This is a genomic window from Halorientalis brevis, assembly GCF_042678165.1.
Lineage (GTDB): Archaea > Halobacteriota > Halobacteria > Halobacteriales > Haloarculaceae > Halorientalis > Halorientalis brevis.
In genome coordinates this window covers 842,524-868,331 of record NZ_JBHUDJ010000003.1, presented here as the reverse complement: position 1 = coordinate 868,331, position 25,808 = coordinate 842,524, and the positions used below count along the sequence as shown (strand labels likewise).

The 25,808-nt window shown below is 63.1% G+C and carries 27 protein-coding genes, 2 tRNA genes and 1 pseudogene; 12 read left to right on the top strand and 18 right to left on the bottom strand.

From position 1 onward, the window contains the following. Positions 1 to 72: 72 nt before the first annotated feature. From ACFR9U_RS11610 to ACFR9U_RS11585, 6 genes and pseudogenes are all read right to left on the bottom strand, one after another. Positions 73 to 828, bottom strand: coding sequence for a DUF2270 domain-containing protein (locus tag ACFR9U_RS11610; protein WP_247372453.1), 756 nt, complete (start codon positions 826 to 828; stop codon positions 73 to 75). Positions 829 to 1,034: 206 nt separating this feature from the next. Continuing rightward, on the bottom strand, positions 1,035 to 2,228 hold the full coding sequence (locus ACFR9U_RS11605) for an MBL fold metallo-hydrolase (RefSeq protein WP_247372456.1): 1,194 nt from the start codon (positions 2,226 to 2,228) through the stop codon (positions 1,035 to 1,037). A gap of 126 nt (positions 2,229 to 2,354) precedes the next feature. Continuing rightward, positions 2,355 to 3,395, bottom strand: coding sequence for a sulfite exporter TauE/SafE family protein (locus ACFR9U_RS11600; protein ID WP_345893335.1), 1,041 nt, complete (start codon positions 3,393 to 3,395; stop codon positions 2,355 to 2,357). 65 nt (positions 3,396 to 3,460) lie between these two features. Further along, positions 3,461 to 3,604: pseudogene (locus tag ACFR9U_RS11595) on the bottom strand (DUF7512 family protein); the annotation flags it as partial. A gap of 236 nt (positions 3,605 to 3,840) precedes the next feature. Continuing rightward, on the bottom strand, positions 3,841 to 4,299 hold the full coding sequence (locus ACFR9U_RS11590) for a YeeE/YedE family protein (RefSeq protein WP_247372462.1): 459 nt from the start codon (positions 4,297 to 4,299) through the stop codon (positions 3,841 to 3,843). After that, positions 4,296 to 4,769 (bottom strand): YeeE/YedE family protein, encoded by a 474-nt coding sequence (locus tag ACFR9U_RS11585; protein ID WP_247372483.1) that lies wholly within the window; start codon positions 4,767 to 4,769, stop codon positions 4,296 to 4,298. Before ACFR9U_RS11585 ends, ACFR9U_RS11590 begins: the two co-directional genes overlap by 4 nt. Positions 4,770 to 5,016: 247 nt before the next feature. Here ACFR9U_RS11585 and ACFR9U_RS11580 point away from each other — a divergent pair, with 247 nt between their 5' ends. The 3 genes from ACFR9U_RS11580 (at position 5,017) to ACFR9U_RS11570 (ending at position 6,366) form a co-directional block, all read left to right on the top strand. After that, positions 5,017 to 5,274 (top strand): sulfurtransferase TusA family protein, encoded by a 258-nt coding sequence (locus tag ACFR9U_RS11580; RefSeq protein WP_247372486.1) that lies wholly within the window; start codon positions 5,017 to 5,019, stop codon positions 5,272 to 5,274. Next, positions 5,271 to 5,870 carry a DsrE/DsrF/DrsH-like family protein gene (locus ACFR9U_RS11575; protein ID WP_247372489.1) on the top strand — a complete coding sequence of 200 codons (600 nt, stop codon included), beginning with the start codon at positions 5,271 to 5,273 and terminating at the stop codon, positions 5,868 to 5,870. Before ACFR9U_RS11580 ends, ACFR9U_RS11575 begins: the two co-directional genes overlap by 4 nt. Before the next feature lie 91 nt (positions 5,871 to 5,961). Beyond that, positions 5,962 to 6,366, top strand: coding sequence for a helix-turn-helix domain-containing protein (locus ACFR9U_RS11570; RefSeq protein ID WP_247372514.1), 405 nt, complete (start codon positions 5,962 to 5,964; stop codon positions 6,364 to 6,366). Here the strand turns inward: ACFR9U_RS11570 and ACFR9U_RS11565 are convergent. Beyond that, positions 6,363 to 7,889, bottom strand: a complete 1,527-nt coding sequence (locus ACFR9U_RS11565; RefSeq protein ID WP_247372518.1) for a cryptochrome/photolyase family protein — start codon at positions 7,887 to 7,889, stop codon at positions 6,363 to 6,365. The genes ACFR9U_RS11570 and ACFR9U_RS11565 overlap by 4 nt on opposite strands. Before the next feature lie 118 nt (positions 7,890 to 8,007). Between ACFR9U_RS11565 and ACFR9U_RS11560 the strand changes: the two genes are divergently transcribed. Next, the gene (locus ACFR9U_RS11560) at positions 8,008 to 8,580 is read left to right on the top strand and encodes a halocyanin domain-containing protein (RefSeq protein ID WP_247372522.1); all 573 of its coding nucleotides are present in this window, start codon (positions 8,008 to 8,010) and stop codon (positions 8,578 to 8,580) included. A 3-nt stretch (positions 8,581 to 8,583) separates the two neighbouring features. Here the strand turns inward: ACFR9U_RS11560 and ACFR9U_RS11555 are convergent, their stop codons facing one another. Then, the gene (locus ACFR9U_RS11555) at positions 8,584 to 9,471 is read right to left on the bottom strand and encodes a haloalkane dehalogenase (protein ID WP_247372526.1); all 888 of its coding nucleotides are present in this window, start codon (positions 9,469 to 9,471) and stop codon (positions 8,584 to 8,586) included. Positions 9,472 to 9,596: 125 nt separating this feature from the next. On the opposite strand from ACFR9U_RS11555, the gene ACFR9U_RS11550 reads away from it, so the two are divergent. Further along, entirely contained in the window at positions 9,597 to 9,920 is a 324-nt protein-coding gene (locus tag ACFR9U_RS11550) for a ubiquitin-like small modifier protein 1 (protein WP_247372545.1), read from the top strand. Continuing rightward, a complete protein-coding gene (locus ACFR9U_RS11545; RefSeq protein ID WP_247372548.1) occupies positions 9,917 to 10,909 on the top strand; it encodes an MBL fold metallo-hydrolase in 993 nt (330 codons plus the stop codon). Before ACFR9U_RS11550 ends, ACFR9U_RS11545 begins: the two co-directional genes overlap by 4 nt. A gap of 8 nt (positions 10,910 to 10,917) precedes the next feature. Here ACFR9U_RS11545 and ACFR9U_RS11540 read toward each other — a convergent pair whose 3' ends face one another. From ACFR9U_RS11540 to ACFR9U_RS11525, 4 genes are all read right to left on the bottom strand, one after another. After that, entirely contained in the window at positions 10,918 to 11,616 is a 699-nt protein-coding gene (locus tag ACFR9U_RS11540; RefSeq protein ID WP_247372551.1) for a DUF6517 family protein, read from the bottom strand. 314 nt (positions 11,617 to 11,930) lie between these two features. Next, positions 11,931 to 12,401 (bottom strand): hypothetical protein, encoded by a 471-nt coding sequence (locus ACFR9U_RS11535; protein ID WP_247372554.1) that lies wholly within the window; start codon positions 12,399 to 12,401, stop codon positions 11,931 to 11,933. 123 nt (positions 12,402 to 12,524) lie between these two features. Further along, positions 12,525 to 13,433: a DMT family transporter gene (locus ACFR9U_RS11530; protein ID WP_247372557.1), complete on the bottom strand. Its 909-nt coding sequence runs from the start codon at positions 13,431 to 13,433 to the stop codon at positions 12,525 to 12,527. Between the two features lie 440 nt (positions 13,434 to 13,873). Continuing rightward, a tRNA-Arg gene (locus tag ACFR9U_RS11525) sits at positions 13,874 to 13,946 on the bottom strand. Between the two features lie 79 nt (positions 13,947 to 14,025). Here ACFR9U_RS11525 and ACFR9U_RS11520 point away from each other — a divergent pair. Next, the gene (locus ACFR9U_RS11520; protein WP_247372578.1) at positions 14,026 to 14,499 is read left to right on the top strand and encodes a cupin domain-containing protein; all 474 of its coding nucleotides are present in this window, start codon (positions 14,026 to 14,028) and stop codon (positions 14,497 to 14,499) included. Positions 14,500 to 14,598: 99 nt separating this feature from the next. Here ACFR9U_RS11520 and ACFR9U_RS11515 read toward each other — a convergent pair whose 3' ends face one another. Then, entirely contained in the window at positions 14,599 to 14,904 is a 306-nt protein-coding gene (locus tag ACFR9U_RS11515; RefSeq protein ID WP_247372581.1) for a twin-arginine translocase TatA/TatE family subunit, read from the bottom strand. 320 nt (positions 14,905 to 15,224) lie between these two features. Between ACFR9U_RS11515 and ACFR9U_RS11510 the strand changes: the two genes are divergently transcribed. Both ACFR9U_RS11510 and ACFR9U_RS11505 read left to right on the top strand, forming a co-directional pair. After that, positions 15,225 to 15,698 (top strand): redoxin domain-containing protein, encoded by a 474-nt coding sequence (locus tag ACFR9U_RS11510; RefSeq protein WP_247372605.1) that lies wholly within the window; start codon positions 15,225 to 15,227, stop codon positions 15,696 to 15,698. 60 nt (positions 15,699 to 15,758) lie between these two features. After that, positions 15,759 to 16,577 carry an HD domain-containing protein gene (locus ACFR9U_RS11505; RefSeq protein ID WP_247372626.1) on the top strand — a complete coding sequence of 273 codons (819 nt, stop codon included), beginning with the start codon at positions 15,759 to 15,761 and terminating at the stop codon, positions 16,575 to 16,577. 6 nt (positions 16,578 to 16,583) lie between these two features. Here ACFR9U_RS11505 and ACFR9U_RS11500 read toward each other — a convergent pair whose 3' ends face one another. Further along, entirely contained in the window at positions 16,584 to 16,874 is a 291-nt protein-coding gene (locus ACFR9U_RS11500) for a hypothetical protein (RefSeq protein WP_247372629.1), read from the bottom strand. A gap of 118 nt (positions 16,875 to 16,992) precedes the next feature. Here ACFR9U_RS11500 and ACFR9U_RS11495 point away from each other — a divergent pair, with 118 nt between their 5' ends. Next, on the top strand, positions 16,993 to 18,285 hold the full coding sequence (locus tag ACFR9U_RS11495; protein WP_247372632.1) for an MFS transporter: 1,293 nt from the start codon (positions 16,993 to 16,995) through the stop codon (positions 18,283 to 18,285). Between the two features lie 4 nt (positions 18,286 to 18,289). Here the strand turns inward: ACFR9U_RS11495 and pdhA are convergent, their stop codons facing one another. Next, positions 18,290 to 19,438, bottom strand: a complete 1,149-nt coding sequence (pdhA, locus tag ACFR9U_RS11490; protein ID WP_379814330.1) for a pyruvate dehydrogenase (acetyl-transferring) E1 component subunit alpha — start codon at positions 19,436 to 19,438, stop codon at positions 18,290 to 18,292. A gap of 79 nt (positions 19,439 to 19,517) precedes the next feature. Between pdhA and ACFR9U_RS11485 the strand changes: the two genes are divergently transcribed. Then, the gene (locus ACFR9U_RS11485) at positions 19,518 to 19,967 is read left to right on the top strand and encodes a hypothetical protein (RefSeq protein WP_247372657.1); all 450 of its coding nucleotides are present in this window, start codon (positions 19,518 to 19,520) and stop codon (positions 19,965 to 19,967) included. Between the two features lie 157 nt (positions 19,968 to 20,124). Then, positions 20,125 to 22,284 (top strand): acetyl-CoA hydrolase/transferase C-terminal domain-containing protein, encoded by a 2,160-nt coding sequence (locus ACFR9U_RS11480; RefSeq protein ID WP_247372660.1) that lies wholly within the window; start codon positions 20,125 to 20,127, stop codon positions 22,282 to 22,284. 118 nt (positions 22,285 to 22,402) lie between these two features. Here ACFR9U_RS11480 and ACFR9U_RS11475 read toward each other — a convergent pair. From ACFR9U_RS11475 to ACFR9U_RS11465, 3 genes are all read right to left on the bottom strand, one after another. Then, a tRNA-Gly gene (locus tag ACFR9U_RS11475) sits at positions 22,403 to 22,473 on the bottom strand. A gap of 178 nt (positions 22,474 to 22,651) precedes the next feature. Further along, positions 22,652 to 23,323 carry a class I SAM-dependent methyltransferase gene (locus ACFR9U_RS11470; RefSeq protein WP_247372663.1) on the bottom strand — a complete coding sequence of 224 codons (672 nt, stop codon included), beginning with the start codon at positions 23,321 to 23,323 and terminating at the stop codon, positions 22,652 to 22,654. Positions 23,324 to 23,386: 63 nt separating this feature from the next. Further along, on the bottom strand, positions 23,387 to 25,807 hold the full coding sequence (locus ACFR9U_RS11465; protein ID WP_247372666.1) for a type II secretion system F family protein: 2,421 nt from the start codon (positions 25,805 to 25,807) through the stop codon (positions 23,387 to 23,389). Position 25,808: the final 1 nt, after the last annotated feature.

Below are 25,808 nucleotides of genomic sequence, written 5' to 3'. Positions count from 1 at the left end.
AGCATCGGGAGGTGGCGTCGACCTCGTCAACCGCCAGCACCGACTAGCGCTGCTGGATTCGTGGCGGTTCGGTCATATGTCTCGGTCGTCGGATCTGTCTGCCCGGAGGTCCTCTTCGAGGAGTTCACCGCGCGTGTGCCACGTGCGGGGCCGACAGCACAGGTAGAGTGACAGTCCGTAGGTGAGGACGACGATCACCGTGACGACGACGCCCGAGAAGGCGCCGACGGACGCACTCGCGGGCCAGGGTTGATCGGCGAAGGCCGTTACTCGAAGCACCCACGCAGCGTCGAGAACCGTGAACAGCGGGAAGTAGACGCGTCGCAGGCGATGGGCGATCGCCTCTTCGGCCGAGATCTTCAGCTTCGGGTGTTGGTAATCCCGGGCCAGTTCTTTCCGCCAGCTCACGTCGGTCAGTTCGACGTCCGGATCGAGTCCCGGTGCCCAGACGTTCTGCTGGAGGTGTCGGACCCGCGAACGCCAGACGTCGTAGGCCCTGTAGCGACGGGCTTCGATGAACAGGAACATCGTAATCGCCGCCTGGCCGACGAGGATGATGTAATGGGGGTTCGCCTCGCTGGAGAACGCCCAGGTGAGGATCGCGGCCATCAGGAGGACCGCCCAGTTCGTGGTCTTGTCCAGGCGTTCGCGCCAGAGCTTCATCCGGTGGAGTTCGCCACGGTAGAGGTGCGCGAACGCGGAGCTCGGGCCCATGTCAACGTCGAGCAGTCCCTCGCCGATTCGGGAATCAGGACCCTCCGTCTCCGGGCGATCAGCCGACTCGGTCGACGCGCCGTCCGCGTCGTTCACGTCATCTCCCGAGGGCATCTGTTGCTTAGCCCCTGGCTATGGTACATAATAAGCGTTCGACGTTCGGTCCCAGTCCGCTCACGGTCGGGACCGTACTCAGTCATCGGTATCTTGGGGTAATCAGCCACAGCTGATAACAGTTGTGTATGAGGAAAGCAATATTGCGCGGGCGAAACGGAAGAACCGATCAGTGGGACAGGTGAGGATGTGACGTCGTCGTGGCGTTAGTCGCCCGTGAGTGCGTCCTGGCTGGCAGCACAGTTGTTCGGACCCAGTTCGAGCTCGAAGGCTTCTTCGTCGGACGCCTCCTGCTTCCCGAGGTTCGTCGCGATGATGGCCTCGTAGTTAGCCGGGCGCGGGGGCATGTCCGCGAGGACGATGTCGACGAACTCGTCTTCGTCGACCGTGAGTGCGTCCATCTCGTCGACGAGCTGGCCGATCGGGGCCGTGTACGTGCCGTCTGCAGCCGGCTCTGCGGCGTCGCTGAAGTGAGCACCGCCGATGAGCACGTCGTCGTCCAGCGTCAGGACCTTCTCCTGGAGCGATTCGTAGAGCTGGCGGGCTGCGTCGGGGGCGCCTTCGTCGCCCTCTTCGAGGTCCGGACGAGCGACGCTCTCGGTGAACAGGCCGTCGCCAGTGGTGAGAATGCTGTCGCCGATGAGGTAGGAGGTCATCCCACTGGTGTGGCCGGGCGTGTAGACCGTCTCGATATCGATGTCACCGACCTCGAACACGTCGCCATCCGCGGCGTTCTCCAGGTCGTCGATGTACGTGACGCCGCGCTGTTCGGACGCAGCGGGGATGACGCCGGTCACGCCCTCGTCATCGAGCGCGCGCACGCCGCTGATGTGGTCTGCGTGGATGTGGGTGTCGATGGCGTAGACGAGATCAGCGCCGAGTTCCTCGGCGTCTTCCAGATACCGGTCCGTGAACTCGCGGAGCGGGTCGACGATCGCAGCCTCGTCGCCGTCAACAGCGAGGTAGGCCAGACAGCCGCTGGACGGGCGCTGGTACTGGTAGACTGTCCCGGGACCGTCGTACTCGGATACCTCGACGCGCTCGTAGATGCGAGCCCACTCGTTCATGCCGCCGTGGAGGTGGACGACGTCGCGGCCGGCTGCCTTCAGGGAGCCAGCGACGAACTCACTGGCACCACCCTTCGCACAGAGCACGACGAGTGGGTCGCCCTCGGGCACCTGCTCCAACAACTCGTCGTCGACCTCGTCCTCGAGGAAGTGGAAGTACGGCACGTTCGCGATCTCGACGTTGTCACCCTCGATGTGCCACTCGTCGAAATCACCCTGCATCCGGGCGTCGAGAACGGTCACGTCCTCGCCGTCGTCGATACGGCGCTTGAGTTCGCGAGGTTCCATCTCGTCAACTTCAGCATCAGGCGTGGGGAGATCGTCTGGATCCATGTTACACTCCTTCTTTGGAATCGGGACACCTTATATCTTGTGTGTCCTGTGCAATACTCTAAACCCAATTGGGCTCGGACACGAGAGACTTCTGGGAGAAGTAGTCGAAAGCGGTCGAAACGGGTGTTAGAGTTCTGGGGCAACGGTACCGCGCGGATCGTCTTTGCGCAATTCTCGCACTGCACTGTAGGAGACGGCACCGCTGACCAGCAGCGCGGCACCGAGGATGATGGCCAGGCTCACGCTGTCGAGCACTGGCATCTCCAGGACGCCGCCGATCTGTCGCACGGCGACCGCGATCGCCCCGAGCAACAGCATGACGCCGAAGTACACCTTGATGTCCTCCTCGTCGACGAGACTGGTAGCCGCTGCACCGAGCCGTGCGCCGAGCGCGCTCCCCGCCAACAGCGGAACGACGATGCTCAGGTCGACGGCTCCCGATTGGGCGTAGAGGAAGCTCCCGATCCCGCCCGAGAAGACGATCTCGAAGAGGTCGGTTCCCACCGCGACCGGCACCGGCACGCCGATCAGGTAGAACAGCGCGGGCATGCGGATGAACCCGCCGCCGACGCCGAGGAACCCGGACAGCAGACCGGTCGCGAACGCGACGGCCAACACCATCCACAGCGAGACGGTGAAACCGCCCCGGATGGAAATCATGGGCGGGACGCGGTAGGACTGTATCTTCTGGGCGATGTCGGGAATGTCGGCGTCTTCGAGGTCGGCGTCCTCGTCGACGTCGTGTTCGAGCCCGCCACCGCTGCTAGATTTCAGTGCTTCGCGCGTGACGAACACGCCGATGCCACCGAGCAACAGTACGTACGCGACGCTGACGACCGAATCAGCTAATCCGATGTGCTGGAGGTACTCCAGACCGAGTTTCCCGACTTCGATCCCCGCAGTCGTCCCGGCGATCATCAGGACACCCAGCTTGTAGTCGACCTGCCCGAGGTCGCGGTGCTTGAGCGTCGCGATAACTGAGGTCCCGAACACGAAGGCGAGCCCGGACCCGACCGCGACGTTCGCTTCGTACCCCATGACGAGTAGCGCCGGGGTCACGAGGAACGACCCGCCCATCCCGAAGAAGCCGAACAGGATGCCGATGAGGAGGCCGAATCCGGCGAAGGTTCCGAGCAGCACGACGCTCACCCCGAGGATTTCCATCATCTGTCAGCACCCCCGTTCTCCGAGACGGAACACCGCCTGAGCAGCACGTCCACGAACGCACAGTGCCCCTCCAGAACTCGCTTGAACGACGGGCCGAGTATCTTTTCGAGACCGCCGTAGCCGAGATACAGCACGATCGCCTCGAAGAGGACGATACCGACGAGGACGGCCGCTTGCGTGTTGCCACCGAGCGTTTCAATTCCGAACATGCGTACTCACCTGCGTCACCAGTCTTGTGTGGATTTGGATGTTCTGCACACGTATGACTAATCGAAGTAGGTAGATAACGGTTTTGGGCTGAGGGTACAATACTATATCCCAGTAACGAACCCATACCGATGTGTAAGTTACGGGTGGCTACGGGCGGGGAGAGTAGGACGAAGAACGGCGCGTGCGCTCGTCACGCGCGGTACTGACCCGGAGAAATCGATCAGTAGAAACGCGATTAGTCGGCTGCGGTCGGGTTGGAACTCGTCTCGGCCATGCGAGCGCGCACGCGTCCCTGGACGTACGCGCCGAGGAACATCCCGCCGATGGCCCAGAGGATCGGGAAGTTACCGATGCCGACACTGGCGTACGCTGCGCCGGGACAGATGCCAGAGATCCCCCAGCCGGCACCGAAGATGACGCCGCCTGCGACGACGTTCCGATCGAACGACTTCAGACGGCGGACGTACTCGTCACCGGTCAGCGGTGCGCGACCGTGCAGTCGCGAGGCAGTCATGATGGCCAGTCCGGAGACGACTGACGCACCGCCCATCACGAACAGCAGTCCGAGATCCTCGAACTGGAGGAAGTTCAGCACGACCTCCGGGCGCGCCATGTGGCTGTATGCGAGGCCGAATCCGAAGATCAGGCCGCCAACGAGGATCGTCAGGTAGAAACTAGGTTTGTGTCGCGTCATGGCGACACCCCCAGTGCCTGGATGAGTTGGGCGGTGCCGATGGCGACGGCCATGAACGTCGCGACGTTCACGAGCGAGGTCGAGGACATCGAGCCGACGCCACAGACGCCGTGTCCGGAGGTACATCCCTTCCCCAGGCGCGTCCCGACGCCGACGAGGAAGCCGCCACCGAGAAGTCGCCACCACTGCACGTCGGTCGTCCACGGCTCACCTTGCCAGAAGACGGCGTACACTGCCGCACCGAGCGCGATACTGACCGTGAACAGAACGCGCCAGTCCCGGGACAGCAGGTACGGCCCGCGGTTGAATCGCGGGACGTCCGAAACGTACGAGAGGGTAGACTCCAGGAACGTACTGGCGCCGGCGATAATGCCCGTCGCGAGATAGATGAACGCCACGCCACCGCCGATCAATGCACCGCCAATCGCATACCGTGCGATACCGTGCGGGAACAGTTCCGCACCGATCATCGGGGATCTACCCCTCCCGGCCGGACTGCCACTGCAGTTCGATGTCCATTCATGCGTCACCAGTCTGTACTGGCTGCGTATGCAAAAGGATTTGCATAGAAGTTCGCCATTCATACAATACCAAATCCCAGTAATGCGGCCCTGAGGGAGCTGAATTTCACCATTCTGATCTCGCCCGGTCGCAGTAGTGCCCACAACCGACACAATTATCAATACCCACTATAGTATTGTACGATGCAGACAAACAATGAGTCTCGAAACAGATGTCACCGAAACGCTCGACGTGAAGGGAGCTTCCTGTCCGATGCCGGTCGTCAAAACCAAGCAAGCAGTGGACGATCTATCCGCAGGCGACGTACTGGAGGTGGTCGCTACTGACTCCGGGAGCATGAGCGACCTCGACGGCTGGGCGTCCGGGACGGACGGCGTGTCGCTGATCGAACAGGAGGAACGTTCCGAGGGCGGTGAGGGCCTTTACGTTCACTACGTCCAGGTGGAAGAATGAGCACTGACGCGGACGAGTCACAGGGGAGCGACGGGCCCGATCCCGGCGACGGCGTCGCGGACGTCGAGGAACTCCAGGCTCGCATCGAAGAGCTGGAGGACAAACTGGCGGCCGTCGAAGCCGACACCGACGACGACCAGAAGTCGATGGTCATCATTGCCACGAAGGGGACCCTCGACATGGCGTATCCGCCGTTGATCCTCGCGTCGACGGCAGCTGCATTCGGCTGGGACGTTACCGTCTTCCACACGTTCTGGGGCCTGGACATCCTCCACGAGGAGCGCTCGAAAGATCTCCAACTCAGCGCCGTCGGAAACCCCAACATGCCGGTTCCGAACGCGGTCGCCTCGCTGCCCGGGATGGACCGCGTGACGACGAAGATGATGCGCAAGAAGATCAGCGACAACGAGACGGCGAGCATCGAGGAGTTGCTGGACACCTGTTTCGCCATGGACGTCGAGATGCAGGCCTGCCAGATGACCATCGAACTGATGGACTACGACGAAGACGACTTCTACGACGGCGTCACGACGGGCGTCGGTGCCGCCTCGGCACTCGAAGAGATGGCCGACGCCGACATCCAGCTTCTCGTCTGAGCCTTTCCGCGACACCCCACGCCCCAGTTTCGCGATAGTGTTGCACGGTTTTTACATAACCCTTTTAGTGACACGCTGATTATATGCAAGTATGCCAGACTCGATGGCCGAGATGCTGAGACAGGACATGCAGTGTGAAGGCCTCTTAGAGTGTCTTCACGGCCTGAAGGACCTCGACAGAGAATGCTTCGAGACGGTCGCTAACAGCGACGAGGCGCTGACTGTCGACGAGATCGCCGACCGCGTCGAGCGCGAGCGATCCACGGCGTATCGGTCGATCCAGCGACTCCTCCAGACGGGCCTCATCGGAAAAGAGCAGATCAACTACGATCAGGGCGGGTACTACCACGTGTACTATCCGACGGACCCGGACGAAGTCGCCGACGACATGCAGAGGCTCCTCAACGACTGGTACGCCCAGATCGGGACGCTGATCCAGGAGTTCCGGAGCAAGTACGCCGACGAGGTCGAACCCCCATCGGCCGTCGAGAACTAGAGCCGGCCCGACTCGGCCCGATTCCGAATTCCGGCTGCCCGCTCACTGATCGCCGTTCGCTCGCCCTCGTCCTTGTTGTCGAGTTGATGGTACATCAGTCCCATCCGGTGGTTCGCTCGGAGCTGGGCCTCGTTACGGTCGAGGAAGTCCCAGTACAGCGCGTTGAACGGACACGCGTTCTCGCCCGTTGTTTTCGTCTTCGCGTACGGACATCCCGAACAGTAGTCGCTCATCTTGTCGACGTAGTTCGCAGAGGACGCGTAGGGTTTCGTCGCGAACGCGCCAGCGCCGAACAGTCCCATCTCGACGACGTTTGGCGTGGTCACCCAGTGGTAGGCGTCGACGTACGCCGCGTGGAACCAGCGGTTGAGCTGTGCGGGTTCCACCCCATAGATGAGCGCGAAGTTCGCGAGTATCATCAGGCGCTCGATGTGATGGGAGTACCCCCGGGCACGGACGCCGTCGATCACGTCCGAGAGGCACGCCATATCGGTTTCGCCGGTCCAGTAGAACGTAGGCAGCGGTTCGGACTCGTCGAGTTGGTTGGCCCGTGCCAACTCGGGCATCGTTCGGCGATAGACGTGACGCACGAACTCGCGCCAGCCGATGACTTGCCTGACGAACCCCTCGACGCTGTTGAGCGGAACCGATCGGTCGTGATACGCCGCGAGCACGCGCTCGACGACCTCGGCCGGCGTGAGGAGGCCGAGGTTGAGCGCCGCGGACAGGAGGCTGTGGTTCATCGCCCACTCGTCTTCGACCATCGCGTCCTGATAGGGGCCGAACGTTGGGAGGCGCGTGGCGACGAACGCATCGAGCGCTTCGAGCGCCTGGTCGCGAGTCACCGGCCACCTGAACGGCTCGGGGTCCGCCCAGTCACCGCCGTACGGCTGCTCGTCGTAGCCGCCCGCGAACTCGTCGGCGACCCACTCGCCGACGGCTCTGGTCGTCTCGTCGGGTTCGAAAGTCGGTGGCGCGGGCGGTTCGTAGTCCGCAGACGGCGTCTCTCGGTTCTGCTCGTCGCAGTTCCACTCGCCACCGACGGGTTCACCGTCGTCCACGAGATAGTCTGTCTCCCGACGCATGAACCGATAGAACGACTCGTGTCGGAGCCGCTCCGCGTCGCCCGCCCACTCGTCGAAGGTCGCCGGCGAGCAGAGGAACGTCTCGTTCTCCACGACCCGGAGTGAGCCACCGGCCTCGGTCGCGAGCGTACGCAGCCGATCGCCACCGCCGTGACTCGCCGGTCGCATCACGACCAGTTCGTCGTCCGGGCGGTCGTCGAAGTGGCTCTCGAAGGCGTCTCCGAAGGTCTCCGCCTGACGATAGGAGACCTCGTAGCCGTCGGCTACGAGCGCGTCGCGGAAGTGCCGCATCGCGCTGAACACGAGCGTGAGTTTGTGGGGATGGTACGGGTGCCGGCGCGCGAACTCCCGCGCTTCGATCATGAGCACGCGCCCGTCGTGGTTGGCCAGCGGGCCGACCTGGCGCGTGAGTTGAGTGCCCAATGCGAGGACAGTCACGACGCCATCACCGAGGGATCATGTGAAACCTGCATGGATCGACCTACGCACGGAACCACCAAATACGCTGGTCGAACGAGAGTCAGGTATTTTATATTTGTATATTATTAATCAGATCATGACGTGGCAACCTCTGCGGCGACAGGTTCTCCAGGGGATGGTCGTCGCGGCGACGGGTGGACTCGCTGGGTGCTCCAACGACAGCACGAACGACGACAGAAAGGCGTCCAACGCGACGAGTGTCGACGGGAAGACTCAGACGACGGCGGAGCCGCAACCCCAGACTGCGACAGCGACGGCCACGCGAACACCGGTCGCAAATCCCGAGGAGAAAGTCGACAACTGGCTCAAGCACGCACAAATTTACGACGGGACGATCCTCGACGAGCGTGACCAGCCCCGGGTGACGGTGAGCGTCGGTGCTGACGCCAAAGACGGGTTCGACGGGTTCTCGTTCGATCCACCTGCCATCCGCATCACGACAGGGACGGAAGTGACGTGGCTCTGGACGGGCGACGGTGGGAAACACAACGTCACGGAGATTGACGGGGGGTTCACCAGCGGAGAACCGGAATCAGGCGGCGGCACGATGTTCGTGCACACGTTCGACCAGGCGGGGCTCTATCGGTACAAATGTACCAGCCACGGGAACGAACTGAACATGCGCGGCGCCGTCATCGTCGAGTACTGAGCGTTACGTTCGCTCGACGAACTTCACGATCGCCTCTGCCACTTGCGTTCCCTCGTCCTCTTGCAGGAAGTGAGCGCCGCCTTCGATCCAGGTGTCCGGCTGCTCGGTCGCTGTGGGGAACAGGTCGCGCAGATCGTCTCGTGACCCCCGCGTGATCGGATCAGAGTCGGAAAACAGGACGAACACCGGTTCGTCCCACTCGGCGAAGGTCTCGCGTGCGTCGGCGATGACTGCAGCTCCCGCCATGTCCGGCTCTATCGGTACCCGGTTCGGGAGAATCCGCGCCCCTGCCATGTGCGTCTCGTCCGGGAACGGAGCCGCATAGGCCGCCTTCACTCCGTCGTCGAGGTCGTTCAGACATCCGGCATCGATCAGTTGTCCGACGTCCAGCTCCGGTGCGTTCTTGGTCATGTCCTTGAACTGGTGCCACACGTCGGGCATCGTCTGGGTCCCGTCAGGGAGGCCAGTGTTCATCGGCACCAGCCGAGCGAATCGCTCGGGATTGTTCGCTGCCACGGGCAACCCGAGCAAGCCGCCCCAGTCCTGACAGACCAGGGTGACGTCCTGCAGATCGAGTTCCGTGACGAACCGCTCCACCGTCTCGTACATGGCATCGTACGTGTACTCGGACTGATCGTCCCACTTGTCCGACCGTCCGAAGCCGATCAGGTCGGGCGCGATCACCCGTCCGACTTCGGACAGCGTCGGGATCATCTTCCGGTAGAGGTACGACCACGTCGGCTCCCCGTGGAGACAGAGGAACGTCTCGTCGCCGTCGCCTGGCTCGTCGACGTACGCCATCTCCGGCCCGCCGACGTCCACGTAGTTCGCGTCGTACTGATACCCCGGTAGGTCCTCGAACTGTTCGTCAGGTGTGCGAACAAGGCCCATAGGACTTACCAGAGAGTGACCCAAGATAGTCCTTCGGTTACCAACAATAACACAGCTCCACTTGTCGCTAACGAGCGTTTATTCGCGGCGATGGGCTTAAGCGTCAGCCGGCCGAGGGGATAGGCATGCAAATCACGTTTGCCTGTTACGCGACGATCCGGGACGCTATCGGGCAAAAGTCGCTCCATCGAGAGGTGACGAAGGGGACGACCGTCGGTGACGCGCTCACTACTCTCGCCGACGAGTTCGACGACCTCGGGCCACTCCTGTTCGATAGCTCAGGCGAGTTACGCGCCAACGTGAACGTCCTCGTCAACGACGAGAACGTCCGGACCCTCGACGGTCCGGCAACGGTGCTCTCGGACGGTGATACGGTCGGGATAGCGCCGGGCGTCGCCGGTGGCAGTGCGAGCAACGTGCATGGCAAAGCCAGAGGTGCGTGGGCGTGAAACGGATTCAACTCGACAACACGTTCTTCGAGGGCCAGAACAACGCCTATCTGTTCGACGGCGATGGACCGACGACGCTCGTCGACACTGGCGTTGCGGTGCCAGCGACCCGCACGCAACTCGAAGGAGCACTCGACGACGAAGGCCTCTCCGTTCGAGACCTCGACCAGGTACTGCTCACGCACTGGCACGCCGATCACGCGGGGCTGGCTGGCGACCTCCAGGCCGAGTGCGGTGCGACGGTCCTGGCGCATCCCGCCGACGCGCCGCTGATCGAGCAAGACGAAGAGGCGCTGGCGGCCATGCGAGACCAGCGTGACCGCCTGTTCGAGGAGTGGGGCATTCCCGACGGCCCCCGTGACGAACTCCTAACCTTCCTCGACGGCGATGAGACGATCAGTGGCAATCCCCCTGCGGTCACGCCGCTCGAGCCGGGCGAGACGATTGCGGCCGGTTCGGAGACGCTGGAACCGATGCACCTCCCGGGTCACAGCAGCGGTCTCACTGGGTTCGTCCGTGAGACTGCGGACTCCCGTGATCTCCTGAGCGGTGACGCCCTCCTTCCCGAATACACGCCCAACGTTGGCGGGGCGGACATCCGCGTCGAGCGTGCGCTGGAAAAGTACCTCGGGACGCTCGATCGCATCGCGACTGGCGCGTTCGACCGTGCCTGGCCAGGTCACCGTCACCAGATACAGGACCCCACGAGTCGAGCACGTGCGATCATCGCTCATCACCGCGAGCGAACCGAACGAGTGCTGGCCGCTCTCGACGCGATCGGTCCGGCCGACCCCTGGGCAGTGAGTGCCGAACTGTTCGGCGATCTCTCGACCATCCACATCCTCCACGGACCGGGAGAAGCACACGCCCATCTCGAGCACCTCCTCGCTCACGACGTCGTCGAACGGTCCACGGACGGCTACGTTCGCACTGAACCTGCCCCTGCAATCGAGACGCTGTTTCCGGAACCCGGCGAGAACGAGTACTGAACCGGCCCTCAGTTCGGGGCGTCGGTCGGGTGTTCCATGTCCGCGATGAACGCGTCCAGGGCGTCGTCGTCCGCGTTGTCCTGCGGCTGAACACTGATCAGAACGACCACGTCCCCTTCGTGAGCGGTCTTGACGACGGAGATTCGGGACGCCATCTGTCCGTTCTCACTTTGCGTCGTCCCGTTGAAGACAGTCAGCGTCGGCTCGGACCCGAGCATCTGGACGGAGCGCTCGCTCTCTTGCTCGAGGTTCGAGACGCTTCCGTCGGACCCGCCGCCGAACCGCTCGACGAGTTCGTCGTTCGGAAGCTGAACGAGCGGATTGACCGACTGGCCGAAAACCTGTGCGTCCGGAACCGAGACGACGGTCACGACAGTCGGTTGGAGGCTCTGGTTGGGCTGGGGTTCCTTCGAGAGCGTCGACCGGTCGACGTCTTCTCGCGTCAGATTGCCCGGGAGCCGTTTGGCGTAGATCGCCTGGTGGAACGACAGACTGATCTCGCGCTCCACCCCGAACACAGCCACCGTCTGATTGAGGTTCGTCTCGTTGTACTGCTGGAGAGTGAACCCGGACTCCGCTGCAGAACTGTTCGAAACGGCTGCCGGCGACGCCTCGAACACGAGCGACTCGCCTGTTATGAATCCGACACAACCACTCAACGCGAGGAGCGTAATCAGCCCACCGAGAGCCAGTATCCGCTTATCCATACGGAGACACAGGGCACATCCCGTACTAAAAACCTTGATATTCTTTCGGGGACGTGACTTGTCGTCGATAGCAATGGTTCGTCCCGAGCTGGGTGAGTCGACGCTCGAACGGAGACCGTCACACCATCCCGCGAAGTCCACCCGGCGTCGGACGGTCCGACTCCCGCTCGTCCTCGGTAGATGACTGCTCCGTCTCGGGTTCTGATCGGTCCCTTTCAGACATAGTACACTAATATCCCAGATGGTCTGCCTTAACATTTATTCCGCGTGTACAGACACTAAATTATCTGCGAGTGATCCGAAGATCCGGAGAGTCAGGCTTCGCTGCCGCTGGGTTTGGCCAAGCCAATGCGGTCCACGAGGAGGCCGGCGACGAGCGCACCGACGAGCACGTCCAGCACCACGAAGAGGACGATGCCGAAGAACGCGACGAAGGCCGTCAGGTCGTACAGCCAGTACAGTTCGGTCACCGTCGTAATCGACAGCATCGGCGTCACGCGGTAGCCGAACGCGCCGTACTGCCCCGCAAAGATGAGGGAGATGACGTAGCCGCCGACGGTCCCGGCGACTGTCCCGTGCCAGAGCGCCGAGCGCGGCCCACCACGGGCGAGGACGCCGGTGATGAACCCCGCTCCGATCAACAGAAAGTTCGCGACGGCGTAACTCGTCAGGAACATCGACACCAGTTCCGCGTTCATGACCAGCAGCGAGCCGTGTTTCAACGCCGCCGAACTGCTCTTCTCGACCCCGAAAACGTTCTCTTTGACGTACTCTATCGAACCCATCTCCCTGCCCCTGTTATATATCAGTCTGTTCCCACATATTATTAAAATACTCCCTCAAAAAAGAGGTCGTTTTTGCGATCGCCGGGGATGCGGCGTCGAGGCGTCTCCTTCATCACTGCCGCTTCAGTCCCGGTCAGAATAGCTCCGCAATTCGGCGCGAATCGCGTCACGTTTCACCAGCAGGAAGCCGGCGACGATGATCGCGAAACCCACCGCGACGGAAGGGGTGAGCGACTCGTCGAGAGCGGCCCAGCCGACCAGCGCTGCGAACACCGGCGCGACGTAGCCCACGAGGTTGATCTCGATCGGACCCAGCCGGTCGAGCAAATCGAAGTACAGCAGGTAGCCGAGTGCGCCCGCGAAAGGGACGAGGTAAACGAACGCAACGACGACCGAGAGGCTCACGTCAACCTGCTGTTGTTCGCCACGAGCGAGACTCATGACGTGGAGCATTCCGCCGCCGAGAAGCATCAGCCAGCCCTGGTACGCCGCCACCGGAAGCGTCGTCCGCAGCGACCGGGTGACGACGCCACCGAGCGCGAACGCCGAGGCTGAGAGCAACAGAATCCCCACACCGAACGGGTCCGGGGAACTCACTGCGGTCGGGTCGGGATTGGCGACGACGACGACGCCAACCAACCCGAGCAGTACGCCCACGAGACCGACGGGTCGAAGTCGTTCGCTCGGGAGGACCGGCCGAGCGAAGCCGGCCGAGAGTACCGGAATCGAGCTGAGCACCACGGCGCTGACTGCAGAGGTGACGTAGCCTTGCCCGATGAACAGGAGCCCGTTGTGAACGGCGATAAAGAGCGTCCCTCCGGCGACGACGCTCGACAGGTCGGCACGGCTCGGTCGCCACCGCTGGTTTCGAGCGACGGCGTAGCCGAGAACGAGCACGCCGACGAGGTCGAAACGGAGTGCGGCGAACAGGAGCGGCGGAAACCCGTCGAGCCCAGCTTTGACCGCCGGATACGACGCGCCCCAGAGGACGGCGAGGAGGAGAAATGCCGCAGCGTTTCTGTACCGAGTCACAGTTGAGGTCAGGTGTCTGTGTTGGAGGGCGTATCGATTTTGTCTGTAAAAGCTGCACTGAATCCCTCAGTGTCTCGTTTCCCTGAACGGTACTCAACCGCGGTCCAGCATATCGCGGATTAGTGTCTTTGTCGAGGTCCCGCGAGTGTACGAAGTGAACGACCGTGCTGGAGTTTGGACCACTAGCATACGGTGAGCGTAGCGAACCGTTTCACCGGTCACGAACGCAGTGAGTGGCCGGGTCTTTTTCACTCATGTTTTTCAAGGAGTGGTGCCGCAGGCCGTAGGTCGAGGACACCCGACGCAGAAAAAGATGGACGGGCGTGCCGGCGAACCAGAGCCAGACGGTCGGCCTCGCTTCGCTCGGCCGCTGCGACTGGCAGGGTTGCGAATCCCGGTTCCGGTTCGCTCCTCACTTGTTTCGCTCGTTCGTCGCTGCACGGGCGTGCCGGGATTCGAACCCGGGATCGAGAGGTTAGGAACCTCTCGCCCTGTCCACTAGGCCACACGCCCTATCGATTGTACGACAGGGCCAGGAAAAGGAGTTTCCTTTCCGAGAACATCTAAATCCCTCTGTCCACATACACGTGATATGGAGAAAGTCTCCCTGGACGACGTGAAAATCGAGAACAACCCGCTCAAAGTACACTCCGTCCGGAAGCCGGTGTCCGACGCCCTCGACACTGAAGAGTTCGCCTTCAACTACTTCGAACTCGAACCCGGGGAATCGTTCTCCGGCGGCATGCACCGCCATCACGATCAGGAGGAACTGTTCTACGTTCTCGACGGGACGGCGACGTTCGAGACTCCGGACGAGGAGGTCGAAGTTGCGGCTCACGGCTGTATCCGATTTGCGCGCAGTGAGTATCAGACAGGCGGCAACAGGGGCGACGAACTGGTCCGCGGGTTCGCGATCGGCGCGCCGGGGAAGCACCACGACTGGGACGAACTCGAAGCGCTCCTGTTTTGCAGCGAGTGTGGCGAAGAGACGGACCACGACATGGCGCTGACCGACGACGGACAGTTCGAGATCGCCTGTCAGCAGTGCGGCTCGGAGCCGTTCTAAAAGCGGAGTGTCCCTCACCGATGAGGGAGTAGTTCGAGACGGCGGCTATGCTGGTGGTTGCAGCTGTCGTGGAAACCGGGGAAAGGCCGGAAAAGGGTATTACTCGGTGCTCGGTTCGTCGGTCGTGGAACTGACCTCGCTCTCGACCTGCGGTTCCGTCTCGGCGTCGGCGGACGTCGTGGTCGAGTTGTCGTCGGCACCGGGCGTCGAATCGCTCTCCTGCATCTCTTTGAGTTCCTCCTCGACTTCCTCGCGTCCCTTCTGGAATTCACCGATCGCCTGTCCCGACGAGCGTGCGAGTTCTGGGATCTTGTTCGCGCCGAACAGGAGAATCGCGATGAGCAGGATAACCAGGAGTTCCGGCCCACCGGGAATCCCCGGGAACAACGGGATAATACCGGTCATGTCTACATCAGCATAGCCGGACGCCAATTATAGGCTTTTTGCCTTTGCACCTATCGCAAACCCGTTCGTAACCGGTTCAAACGCGCCTGCAAGGGCAAGAAAACGAAGCAAATTATGCACAATCAGTACCCAGTCAGTACCGAACTATTCCCAGTTGTGAGTAACTGTCAACTAGGCCGGCGGTGCGATTGGTACTCGGCTAGAACGGCGCGGCCGACTGTCCGTGGTCCGGAAGACGGTCGTGTCTCTGACTCGAACCGTCTCGACGGATTGTGACTACCGGCAGTATAATTGGAGAGGTGGCCCAACGACAGGATGCTATGGTATCAGTTGGCGACTCTGCCCCCGATTTCACTGCACCGCTAGCCAACGGCGACATCGAGGAGTTCACGCTTTCGGACAACCTCGACGACGCGCCGCTCGTTCTCGCCTTCTTCCCGGGTGCGTTCACGAGCGTGTGCTCCCACGAAATGACGGAGTTCCGCGACCGGCTGACGGACTTCGAGGACATCGGTGCCACCGTCTACGGCATCAGCGTGGATTCGCCCTTCGCGCTCAACGAGTTCCGCGACAAGCTCGACCTCGACTTCGATCTCATCAGTGACGCCGACAAGGAGATCATCGAGTCGTACGGCATCGGCATGGACTTCGCCGAACTCGGCGTCCACGACGTCGCCAAGCGCTCCGTCTTCGTCGTCGACAGCGACGGCGAGGTCACCTACGCGTGGGTCAGCGACGACCCCGGCGTCGAACCGGACTACGACGAAGTCGAGGAAGCAGCGGCCGACGCGTAAGTCTCCGCGCCGATTCCAGCGCACCGCAGCTTTTTTTCGGTGGCTGCCGTCCGTTTAGCCATGAGTGCTGCAGACGCTGGTGGCGACGGTCGCGTCTACGACCCCGACGCCGACCACGCCTTCCCCGACGAGCGCGTCAACGCCGTCCTCTCGTATCTCGACGACGACGAGGAGGTCACTGCCTACCTCCAGGCCCAGAACGTCAATCCCGTCACGCGAAAGAAGTACAACGATCACGGGACGAAACACGTCAAAATCGTCCGCAACCGGGCGTTGTGTCTCTACGACCTCCTCAAGGGCGAAGGCATCGAGTTCAACGGCGCGCTCGAACAGGGACTGGACGAAGCCGACGAGGCCGTCATCATCGCCCTGGCCGCCACGCTACACGACATCGGACACGTCGTTCACCGTGACGAACACCCCTACTACTCGATCCCGCTCGCTGCCGATCTGCTCGATCGCATCATCCCCGATCTGGGGTACTACGATACCGCCGAAACCGTTCGGCTCAAAGGGGAGGTCCTCCACGCGATCCTCTGTCACCACACCGAGGAAGACCCCCTGACTCTTGAGGCCGGCGTCGTGCGCATCGCCGACGCGCTCGACATGGAGCGCGGCCGGTCGCGCATCCCTTACGAACGCGGCGGTCGCGGTATCGACACGGTCTCGAGTCAGGCGATCAAGACCGTCACGCTCGAACCCGGCGACGACCACGTCGTGTTGGTCGAGATCGAGATGAGCAGCGCCGCCGGCGTCTACCAGGTCGACAACCTCCTGAAGGCTAAACTCCACAAATCCGGCCTCGAAGACAGGATCAGGATCATCGCGCTGAACACCCCCGAGGAAACCGACCAGCTGGTCGAGCGAATCGAACTGTAAGTGTCCTCAGGGACGGACGAACCAGTACACCCCTTTGACGCCCGTCACGACGCGGTCGACGATGGCAGAGAGGCTGAACCCCGAATCGGGATTCGATGCCGGCTCGAACGCCGTCTTGAACGTCGACGACGACACCTGAACGACCGTGCCCGTGTGTCGTCGGTGGCCAGCCGCGTTCGTCACCCGAAGCAAGGTCACTTCACCGTCGGGCGTCCCGACGACTCGATACACGCCGTCCTGAACGTCGGCTTCCGCCGTCGGCTGGACGTGCTGATACGGTGCCGGTTGCTCACTCATACGAAGCAGTTGACGACGAGTCGTAAAAACGTCGTCCGTGGACGCGAGGTGGTACCACGACTCAGCAAGCGACCGAGACGAAACGCCTTATCGCGTCGATTGCGTGCCTTTCGATGTCGTGACTGGTGACGGCCGCGGAGCACTCTCGCTGTTCGGAAACCGCGAGTTCCTCGCCATCGCCAGCACCGCGTTCGCGCGCAGTCAGGCCTACTCCACCATCATCATCGCGCTGGCGCTGTACGCCGACCAGTTCCAGACGACAGGGTTCGTCGAGGGCCTGTTCGGGACCGTCTTCGCGTTCACCCAGTTGCTCATCGTCCTCCCGCTCGGCCGGAAGATCGACACCGGGAACGCGAAACGAATCCTCCTGATCGGTCTCGGCGTCAACGTCCTCGCGTTCGTCGGATTCTCGCTGGTGACGACCGTCTCCCACGTCCTCCTCGTGCGAGTCGTGCAGGGGGTCGGCGCGAGCATCCTCTGGATCACGGGTACGACCGTCACCGGCCAGATCAGTCCGGACGACACCCGGGGCCGGTGGCTCGGGACGTACAACCAGGTCGGCGCGTTCTCCAGTCTCGCGGGCGATCTCGTCGGCGGCCTCCTCCTGACGGTGTACGGATTCACGTTCACCTACGCCGTCCTCGCTGCGGTCACCGTCTCCTCGGGCGTCATGGTGCTGCTCTACCTCAGAGAGAATCCGGGTGGGAAAACGGACCCAGACGAGACCGACGGCATCGAGACCTTCAGGTCGTTACTGAGCCGTGCGGCGATTCGCGCGCTGGTCATCTTCCGCCTGGGGCTCAGTTTCGGGAAGATGGCAGTGCTCATCTTCCTGCCGATCTACGCCCGGACGAACTTCGGCATGTCGCCAGTCCTGGTCGGCGGCATCCTCGCGGGCGGCAAGCTAACGAAGACGATCACGCAAGGCGTCGTCGGCGACTACACGGACAGGATCGGCCGGAAACACCTGTTCGTCCTGGCCGGCGCACTCATCTACGCGCTCGGGACCGCGCTCATCCCGCTGGCCGAGTTCGCGGCGGGCCTCTTCCCGCCCGTGACAGTCGCCGCCGTCGGCCAGGTGGTCACTTTGCCGCCCGCGTTCTTCCCGCTTTTCGCCGCCTTCGCCGTCTGTGGCGTCGCCGACAGCATCCGTCTTCCCGCGAGCATGGCGCTGTTCGTCGAAGAGGGGGAACACTTCGAGGCCGTCGCCGGGAGCATGTCGCTGCGCTCGATCGCGTGGAAGATCGGTCAGGTGGTCGGCCCCGTCACGGTCGGCGTCCTCTGGGATGCCACGGACGTGTTCACCGCGTTCTGGACCGCCAGCCTGCTCATCACTGTCGGTGCGATCGTGTTCGTGTTCCTCTACAGAATCGAACCAGCACCGGAGACGGCGAAAGCGACGGCAGACTGACTGTCTACTCGTCTTCGAGCAACGCGTCGTCGCCGTGACGCTCGCGGAGTCGCTGGAACTCGGCGCGTTGCTCGCGAACGCGCGGCGTCGGCTCTGCGTAGGCGTGCTCGAAGAACTGCTCGGGGTCCGGTTCGTAGGTCATCGCCTCGTCGATCATGTTGGCGACGACCTCACGACACTCCTCGTGAATGGCGTCGAGCGACTCGTCGTCGACGAGCCCGCGGTTGCGAAGGAACCCCTCCATCCTGGAGAGCGGGTCCCAGCGCTTCCACCGTTCGACTTCCTCGTCGTCGCGGTACACTGACGGATCGTCCGCCGTCGTGTGCGCGCCGAAGCGGTACATGATGGCCTCGACGAGCGTCGGCCGCATCTGACCCTCCTCCGGGTTTTTGGCCTTCTGGACCGCCTGGCGCGTCACCTCGTAGGTGGCCAGCGGGTCCATGCCGTCGACCTGGATGCCGTCGAACCCGTAGGCTGACGCCTTCTGAGCGATCGTGTCGCTCGCCGTCTGTCTCCCACGGCCCATCGAGATAGCGTACTGGTTGTTGTTACAGAAGAAGATGGCTGGCACGTCGAACACGCCGGCGAAGTTGCAGGCCTCGTGGAAGTCGCCTTCGCTGGTCGCGCCGTCGCCGAAGTGACAGACGAACGCCCGGTCCTCGCCCTTTAGTTTCGACGCCCACGCCATCCCCGTCGCGTGGGGAAGGTGGCTCCCGATCGAGATGTTGAGTGGAAACACGTTCCGCTCGGCCAGCCACTCGTTGCCTTTCTCGTGGCCCATCCAGTAGAGCAGGTACTCGTGGCTGAGGCCTCTGGTGACGACGGCGCCGTGCTCGCGGTACTGGAAGAGGATCCAGTCCTCGTCGGCGAGCGCGTGCGTCGAGCCGACCTGCGCCGCCTCTTGGCCAGCCAGCGACGGGTACGTTCCGAGTCGACCCTGTCGCTGGAGGCTGATCGCCCGTTCGTCGAGGTGGCGAGCGAGCCACATCTCGCGATACATCGAGACGAACTGGTCGTCTGCGAGGTCGGGGACCGCAGCGTCGTCCAGTACAGCACCGTCGGCGTCGAGTATCTGCACCCGATCGTCCGCCGCCTGACCGAGGGCCGTGCGTTCCTCACTCACTGTGTCCACCGGCACGGAGACTGCCACCATAACGTTGTTGTTCGGGGCGATAGCAGACGAATATCCGACAGGTCACAACCGTTTTGTAGTGCCGCACCTATCTGTGTGTATGGGTAACACGCCCACCCAACAGCCCTTCGAGGGCGATTCCTCGGACGCGGACGAATCGACAGCGGGCGCGTCCCTCTGGACGAACGTGGTCGGGGCCGCTCACTCGTTCGTCGCTGGAGTCCGTCGCCGTCTCTCTGTGTTCTCGGGTCTCGACTTCGGGCGGGCTTTCAGGATCGACGACGAGTCGGTCGATCGGCGCAATCGACTGCCGGGCGAGGTTGCCGACGAAGACGCGCAGGACCGACCTGCGCTGCCGCAACTCGGGACGGCGTCAATGGAGGGGTTCCCGAAACGGGACCGCCCGTTGACCCAGCCCGTTCGTGACCGCGAGTTCGACAACGCACCGGATCTGAGAGCGAGTGAAGAAGACGGCAGACTGTCGATTTACTACCCCGACGCCGACGACGCCACGATCACTTCGGACACGTGGGAACGCGTCGAGCGCTGAGGCGCTCGGTTTTCGAGACGTCGGCCGTTCGCTGCGATTCCACGGAGAGGAGCCGCTATCGTCGGATCACTCGTGTTCGCTTGCACTGAGTTAGTGACAATCGCAAAATCAGTTGCTTCGGTTGTTATATCAGTCTCCGTACCCACGGTCACAATCTGTGACCACCTATTACGACGACGTCGAGGCCTGCGTCGACGCGATCGTCGAGCAGTTGGACGGCGACATCGTCGTCGGGGCGCCGCTCGGGTTGGGGAAGGCAAACCACGTTCTCAACGAGTTGACGAGGCGTGCGGTGAACGACCCCGAGATCGAGCTGACGATCTGGACAGCGTTGACCCTCTCGAAGCCCGACTGGGATTCGGAGCTAGAGCGCCGACTGGTCGAACCGCTCGCGGACCGCGTGTTCGGCGACTATCCGAACCTCGAGTACGAACGGCTGTTAGGCGAGGGTGACCTCCCGGACAACGTCGAGGTCCATCAGTTCTACTATCAGCCCGGCGCACACCTGGGTAATCCGGCTGCCCAGCAGTACCACCACAGCGTGAACTACACGCACGTGCTGCGTGCGACCGAGCGAGCCGACGTGAATCTCCTCCTCCAACAGGTCGGCGTCGGCGAGGTAGCGGGCGATCGGCACTTCAACCTCGGTTCGAACACGGACCTGACTCGCGACATGATCGAGCGACTCCGCGAACATCGACGGACCGAGGATCGCGACGTCATGATCGTCGGCCAGGTCAACCGCAACATGCCGTTCATGTACGGCGACGCGCCCGTGCCCGAGGAGACGTTCGACGCCGTCCTCGACGGCGAGGCGTACGAGTTCCCGCTGTTCGGCCCACCGAACATGCCCGTCTCTCCGCAGGACCACGCGATCGGTCTCCGGGTCAGTTCGCTGCTCAGCGACGGCGGCACGCTCCAGATCGGCATCGGCTCGCTCGGCGACGCCATCGGCCACGCCACCGAGTTGCGGCACCACGAGAACGACTCGTATCGCGATCTCCTGGACGCGCTCGGCGTCCACGAAGACTGTCCGGACCTCGTCGACGAGTACGGCGGCTTCGATACCCTCGACGAGGGGCTGTACGGTGCCACGGAGATGTTCGTCGAGGCCTTCCTCCATCTGTACGAAAGCGGCGTGCTGAGCCGCGCGGTGTACGACGACGTCGACATCCAGCGGCTCGTCGCCGAAGACCGCCTCGGCGACGGGATCGACGGCGAGACCCTCGACGAACTACTCGCCGCCGGCCTGATCGACGCGGACCTGACCCAGGACCACGTCGACTACCTCAAAGAGTGGGGGATCTTCCGCCAGGACGTCGAGTACGACGACGGCGAGATCCGCGTCGACGGCGCGTCCGTGCCGGCCGACCTCTCCGAACCGGCCGCTCGGGAGACGATCGAGGAGCGCGCACTGGGGGACGCTCTCGCGAACGGGTCGGTCCTCCACGCGGCGTTTTTCCTCGGGTCGAACGAGTTCTACGAGGGAATCAGGGCGATAGACGAGGACCGTCGCCGCGAGATCAGCATGCAGAGCGTGACGTTCACCAATCAGTTGTACGGGGACGAGGAACTCAAGCGGTTGCAACGCACGGACGCGCGGTTCGTCAACACCGGTATGAAGGCGACCGTGACTGGCGGCGTCGCCTCGGACGGCCTCGAAAACAACCAGGTCGTCAGCGGCGTCGGCGGCCAGTTCAACTTCGTCAACATGGCCCACGAACTCGACGGCGGCCGCTCGATCGTCATGATTCGGGCGGTCCACGACGGCGACGACGGCCCCGAGTCCAACATCGTCTGGAACTACGGCCACGTAACGGTCCCGCGCCACCTGCGCGACATCGTGGTCACCGAGTACGGCGTGGCCGACCTCCGCGACAAGTGCGACGCCGACGTGATCAAAGAGATGATCCAGATCGCCGACTCGCGGTTCCAGGACGACCTCGTCGAGCAGGCCAAATCGGCCGGCAAACTCCCCGAAGACTGGACGGTGCCCGAGCAGTACCGGAACAACTACCCCGAGACCATCGAGGAGCAGCTGGCACCGTTCGACGACCTGCTGCCGACGTTCCCGTACGGGACCGCCCTCACCGAGGAGGAGCGAACGCTCACCAAAGCGCTCCGCGATCTGCAGCAGAGTTTCAGTGCGTTCCCACCGGAGATCGACGATTACGGGAGCGTTCGCACGGCACTGACCGTTCCCGACGAGGCCGCGCCGTATCTCGAACGGCTGGACCTGTCCCGAGCGTGGACGCCCAAAGAATTCCTCTACAAACGTGTGGTCGTCTTCGCGCTCGCTGAGGGCGACTTCATCTAAGTAGTTCTCTTTGCAGCGCTGCGCCGGCCGGGATTGTGAACTCGATGGCGAGACTCGCTTCGATCGTCTCGCGTAGTTCAAATCCCTCTGGCGATTTTACCTCGCTTCGCTCGGAAAATGCGCCGGCCGGGATTTGAACCCGGGCCATGAGCTTGGAAGGCTCAGGTCCTACCACTAGACCACCGGCGCTCACTTCGTTTGCGCCCCGAGCCTCACCTCACTTCGCTCGGTGAGACACCGGCGCTTCGTTCGCTTTGCTCACTCGCGCCGAGCATCGACGGACTCGGTCCGTCTCAACACAGGCGCTCACTTGGTTTTCCGCACCTCCGTACCGCACCACGAAGGCTTGTTTTCTCTTACCTGGCCCCTATTTATGGATGTTTCCCTTTTCGGGCGCGGTGACTTCGGCGTAGCAGTTCCCGCTGGACACGTACACGTCGAGCGGTTCGAGGGCGCTCTCGGCCAGATCCGCGCGGAACTCCTCGGGGTCGTAGATGTGATAGTAGCGAGGCACACACTCACCACCCGGAAGCGTCCAATCGACGGTCGTATCGAACCCCTCGTCGGCGTCGAAGCGATCGTGCGCCGTGCTCCACGTGCTGACCAGTGCCCGCCCGTCCGCGGCGAGCACGCGGGCGAGTTCGTCCAGGCTCGCGACCCGAAGCTGACGCTCTGGGAGGTGGTGCAGGGTCGCCACGTACACCGCAACGTCGACTGTCTCGGCACACAGGGGCAGCGTCGACGCGTCGCCCTGTACCAGGGCGACCGCATCACCTACGTCCGCTTCGTCGACGCGAGTGCGCGCTTCGTCCAGGAGACCGTGACTCACGTCCAGACCCAGCACTCGCTCGGCGTCGCTGGCGAGCAGTTCCGAATGCCGGCCGTTCCCGCAGCCGACGTCGAGCGCCTGGGTGACCGGGCCGATCCCCTCCAGGAACGTTTCGACCTCCGGCCAGGGGTACTCACGGGTCTGCGAGAAGTGCGGGGCGATGCGGTCGTAGGTGTCCCGCACGCCGTCGCGGCCCGGCTGGTCGTCCATACCGGCGGTTACGAGCGCGCTATGAAGTGCGTTCCGCTCGGCGACGCGCCGGACGGTCGGCGATCACTGGATTTCGGCTTCGGCTTTCACCGCCTCGATTCGGGGTGGGTAGATCCGATCCGTCTCACCGCCCGCGTAGTCGAACTGCTGGTTGTCGTTCGTGTCGAGGTGCGGGACCGCGACGACGGTCACGTCGTCCGGTAACTCCCGGTTCACCCTGATTTCGACGTCGTCGTGGGTGCCGGGTTCGAGATACTGGCTGCGACCGATCACATCGCCGGTGGGCGTGTAGAGGTGCAGGACGACGTAGCCGCCGTCCGAGAGCGACACCGAGTCGACCGTGACCGTTTCGCCGCCGAACTGCTGTTCGAACTGGATGGACGCGACCGGCGAGGACAGCAGGATGAACGCGACGTAGGCGACGCCGAGCAGGACGAACGCGTGCTTGACGCCGTCCCTGACGGTCCCTTCACCGATCTGGCCCCCGATCAGTCCCGACAGCAGGCCCTGGATCAACGCCGTGTGGAAAAAGACGAGCGTGTACGCGGCCTTGTTGACCTCGCCGAAGCGCGTGATCTGGTCCGCGTTCACCCCGAGGCGGTTGTTGCTGTCGGGCGTCGGGACGCTGTCCGGGAGACTCGGAACTAACACCTCCTGGACGGCGATGATGATGACCAGAAAGACCAGGAACGAGACGTAGATGACGACCAGGTACGTGAGCATCTGGCGGCGACGCTGCCGTTTCATCCGCAGATCGGCTCTGGCCTGTGTCGCCGCGATGCGTAGCACGCGGCCGATGTTCCCGCTGGCGCGCATCGCGTTACTCAGGAGCGTGACGGCGCGGGTGATCGGCGTCGTCTGGACGCGTCGGCCGAACCGAACGAGCGCGTCCTCGACGTTCGCGCCCAGCGTGATGTCGGCCCAGATGCGCTCGAGTTCTTCGGAGAGCGCTCCCAGATCGCTCCCTCTGACGCGGTCGAAGCTCTCGACGACGGACATGCCGGCTTCGTTGAGGCTCGCGAGCCGTTCCAGGAACTCCGGACTGGCCGACTCGATCCGGTTGATTCGGCGCTTGTAGACGAACCTGACGAGGGCGTACGTGCCGAGGACGAACAGGAGCGCCTGAATGACGATGTCGTCCAGGGCACGGACGTTGATACCGATGCCCGTGAACGCCGTCGGCAGTCGAACGACGGTCACGCACAGCGCCAGCGGTACAGTCACGTACAGTATCGACGTCGGGTTCCAGAAGACCACCTGCAGCGGCCGACGGATGATGCGCTGGATCCGTTCCAATCGGTCGTACAGTTCCAGGCGTTCCAGGTTGTCGGCGAGCGTCGGCGTCGTCCCGCCGTCCGTCGCCTGCAGGTCGCGGGCAGAGACGTCAGTGTCAGCGAGCAGTTCCGTCTCGTCCAGTGCCGACGCGTCGCTCTCGTTCCCGATGCCGAGCAGTTCCAGGCGCTGGTTCAGGAAGACCATGAACCCGAGGTTGGCGAGGGGAATCGCCAGATACCCGAGCAGTTGGAGGATGCCCAGCGTGCTGGTGGTCGTGAGCCCGAACACGAGCAGGACGGTGATGAGAAAGAGGGTCCCGGCGACCAGCACCGTGACGTACGCTTCGGCCATCGTCGCGAGCAGTTCCAGGATCTCTTCCTGGCGTTCTTCGGCCTCCTCCTGGTAGCGTTCGTACTGGTCGTGGAGGAAACTGGGGAGGTTCTGTCCGCTCTGGAGGACGCTCGAGAGGTTCTCGCTGAACGTCTTGAAATCCTCGCTCGGCGTCCGGTGGGCCATCCGCTTGATCGCGGAGATCATGTCCGTGCCGAACAGGTCCATCTCCCGAGCCGCGACGGAGATCTCGGCCGCCGTCTCCCCGTAGACGTTCCGGTTGGTGGCGAGCGTGCGCATGATCGCCGGAAACGCCATGCCACCCCGAGACTGCGCGTAGAGGAACGCGACGGTCCGGGGAAGGCTCTCGTTGATCCGCCGGCGACGGGCTTCTGCTCTGCCCGCGAGCAGTCGCCACCGCAACGAGTAGCTGACGACGCCGCTGAGAATCCCCGAGACGAGTCCGCCACCGATCATGAGAACCAGCCAACCCGAATCAGAGAGTTCGACCGACCACGTGGAGGGTTGCCCCAGCGCGGCGGTCATGGTGTTGGGGAGGCCAGCGACCAGGTCCCCGATCAGCGGGACGGCCAGGACCAGTCCGCCCAGCACGTACGCGCCGATGACACCGCCGGCGATAGCGATGAGAACGGCGTACAGGTAGGATTTCGCCGCGTAGACGTTGTAGGTTTCAGCCACGTACGCCGACTGCAACAGTCGTTTTCGTTCGAGGTGGGACTCGTCGACGAACCGACCGAACAGCACCCGTGCGATTCGCTTGAAATGTCGGTTCGCACCGGCGCTAGTCCCGGCGACGACGATGAGGCTCACCAGTACGAGGGCGACGAGCAACGGAAGGAGAGCCAGCGGAGACACCATG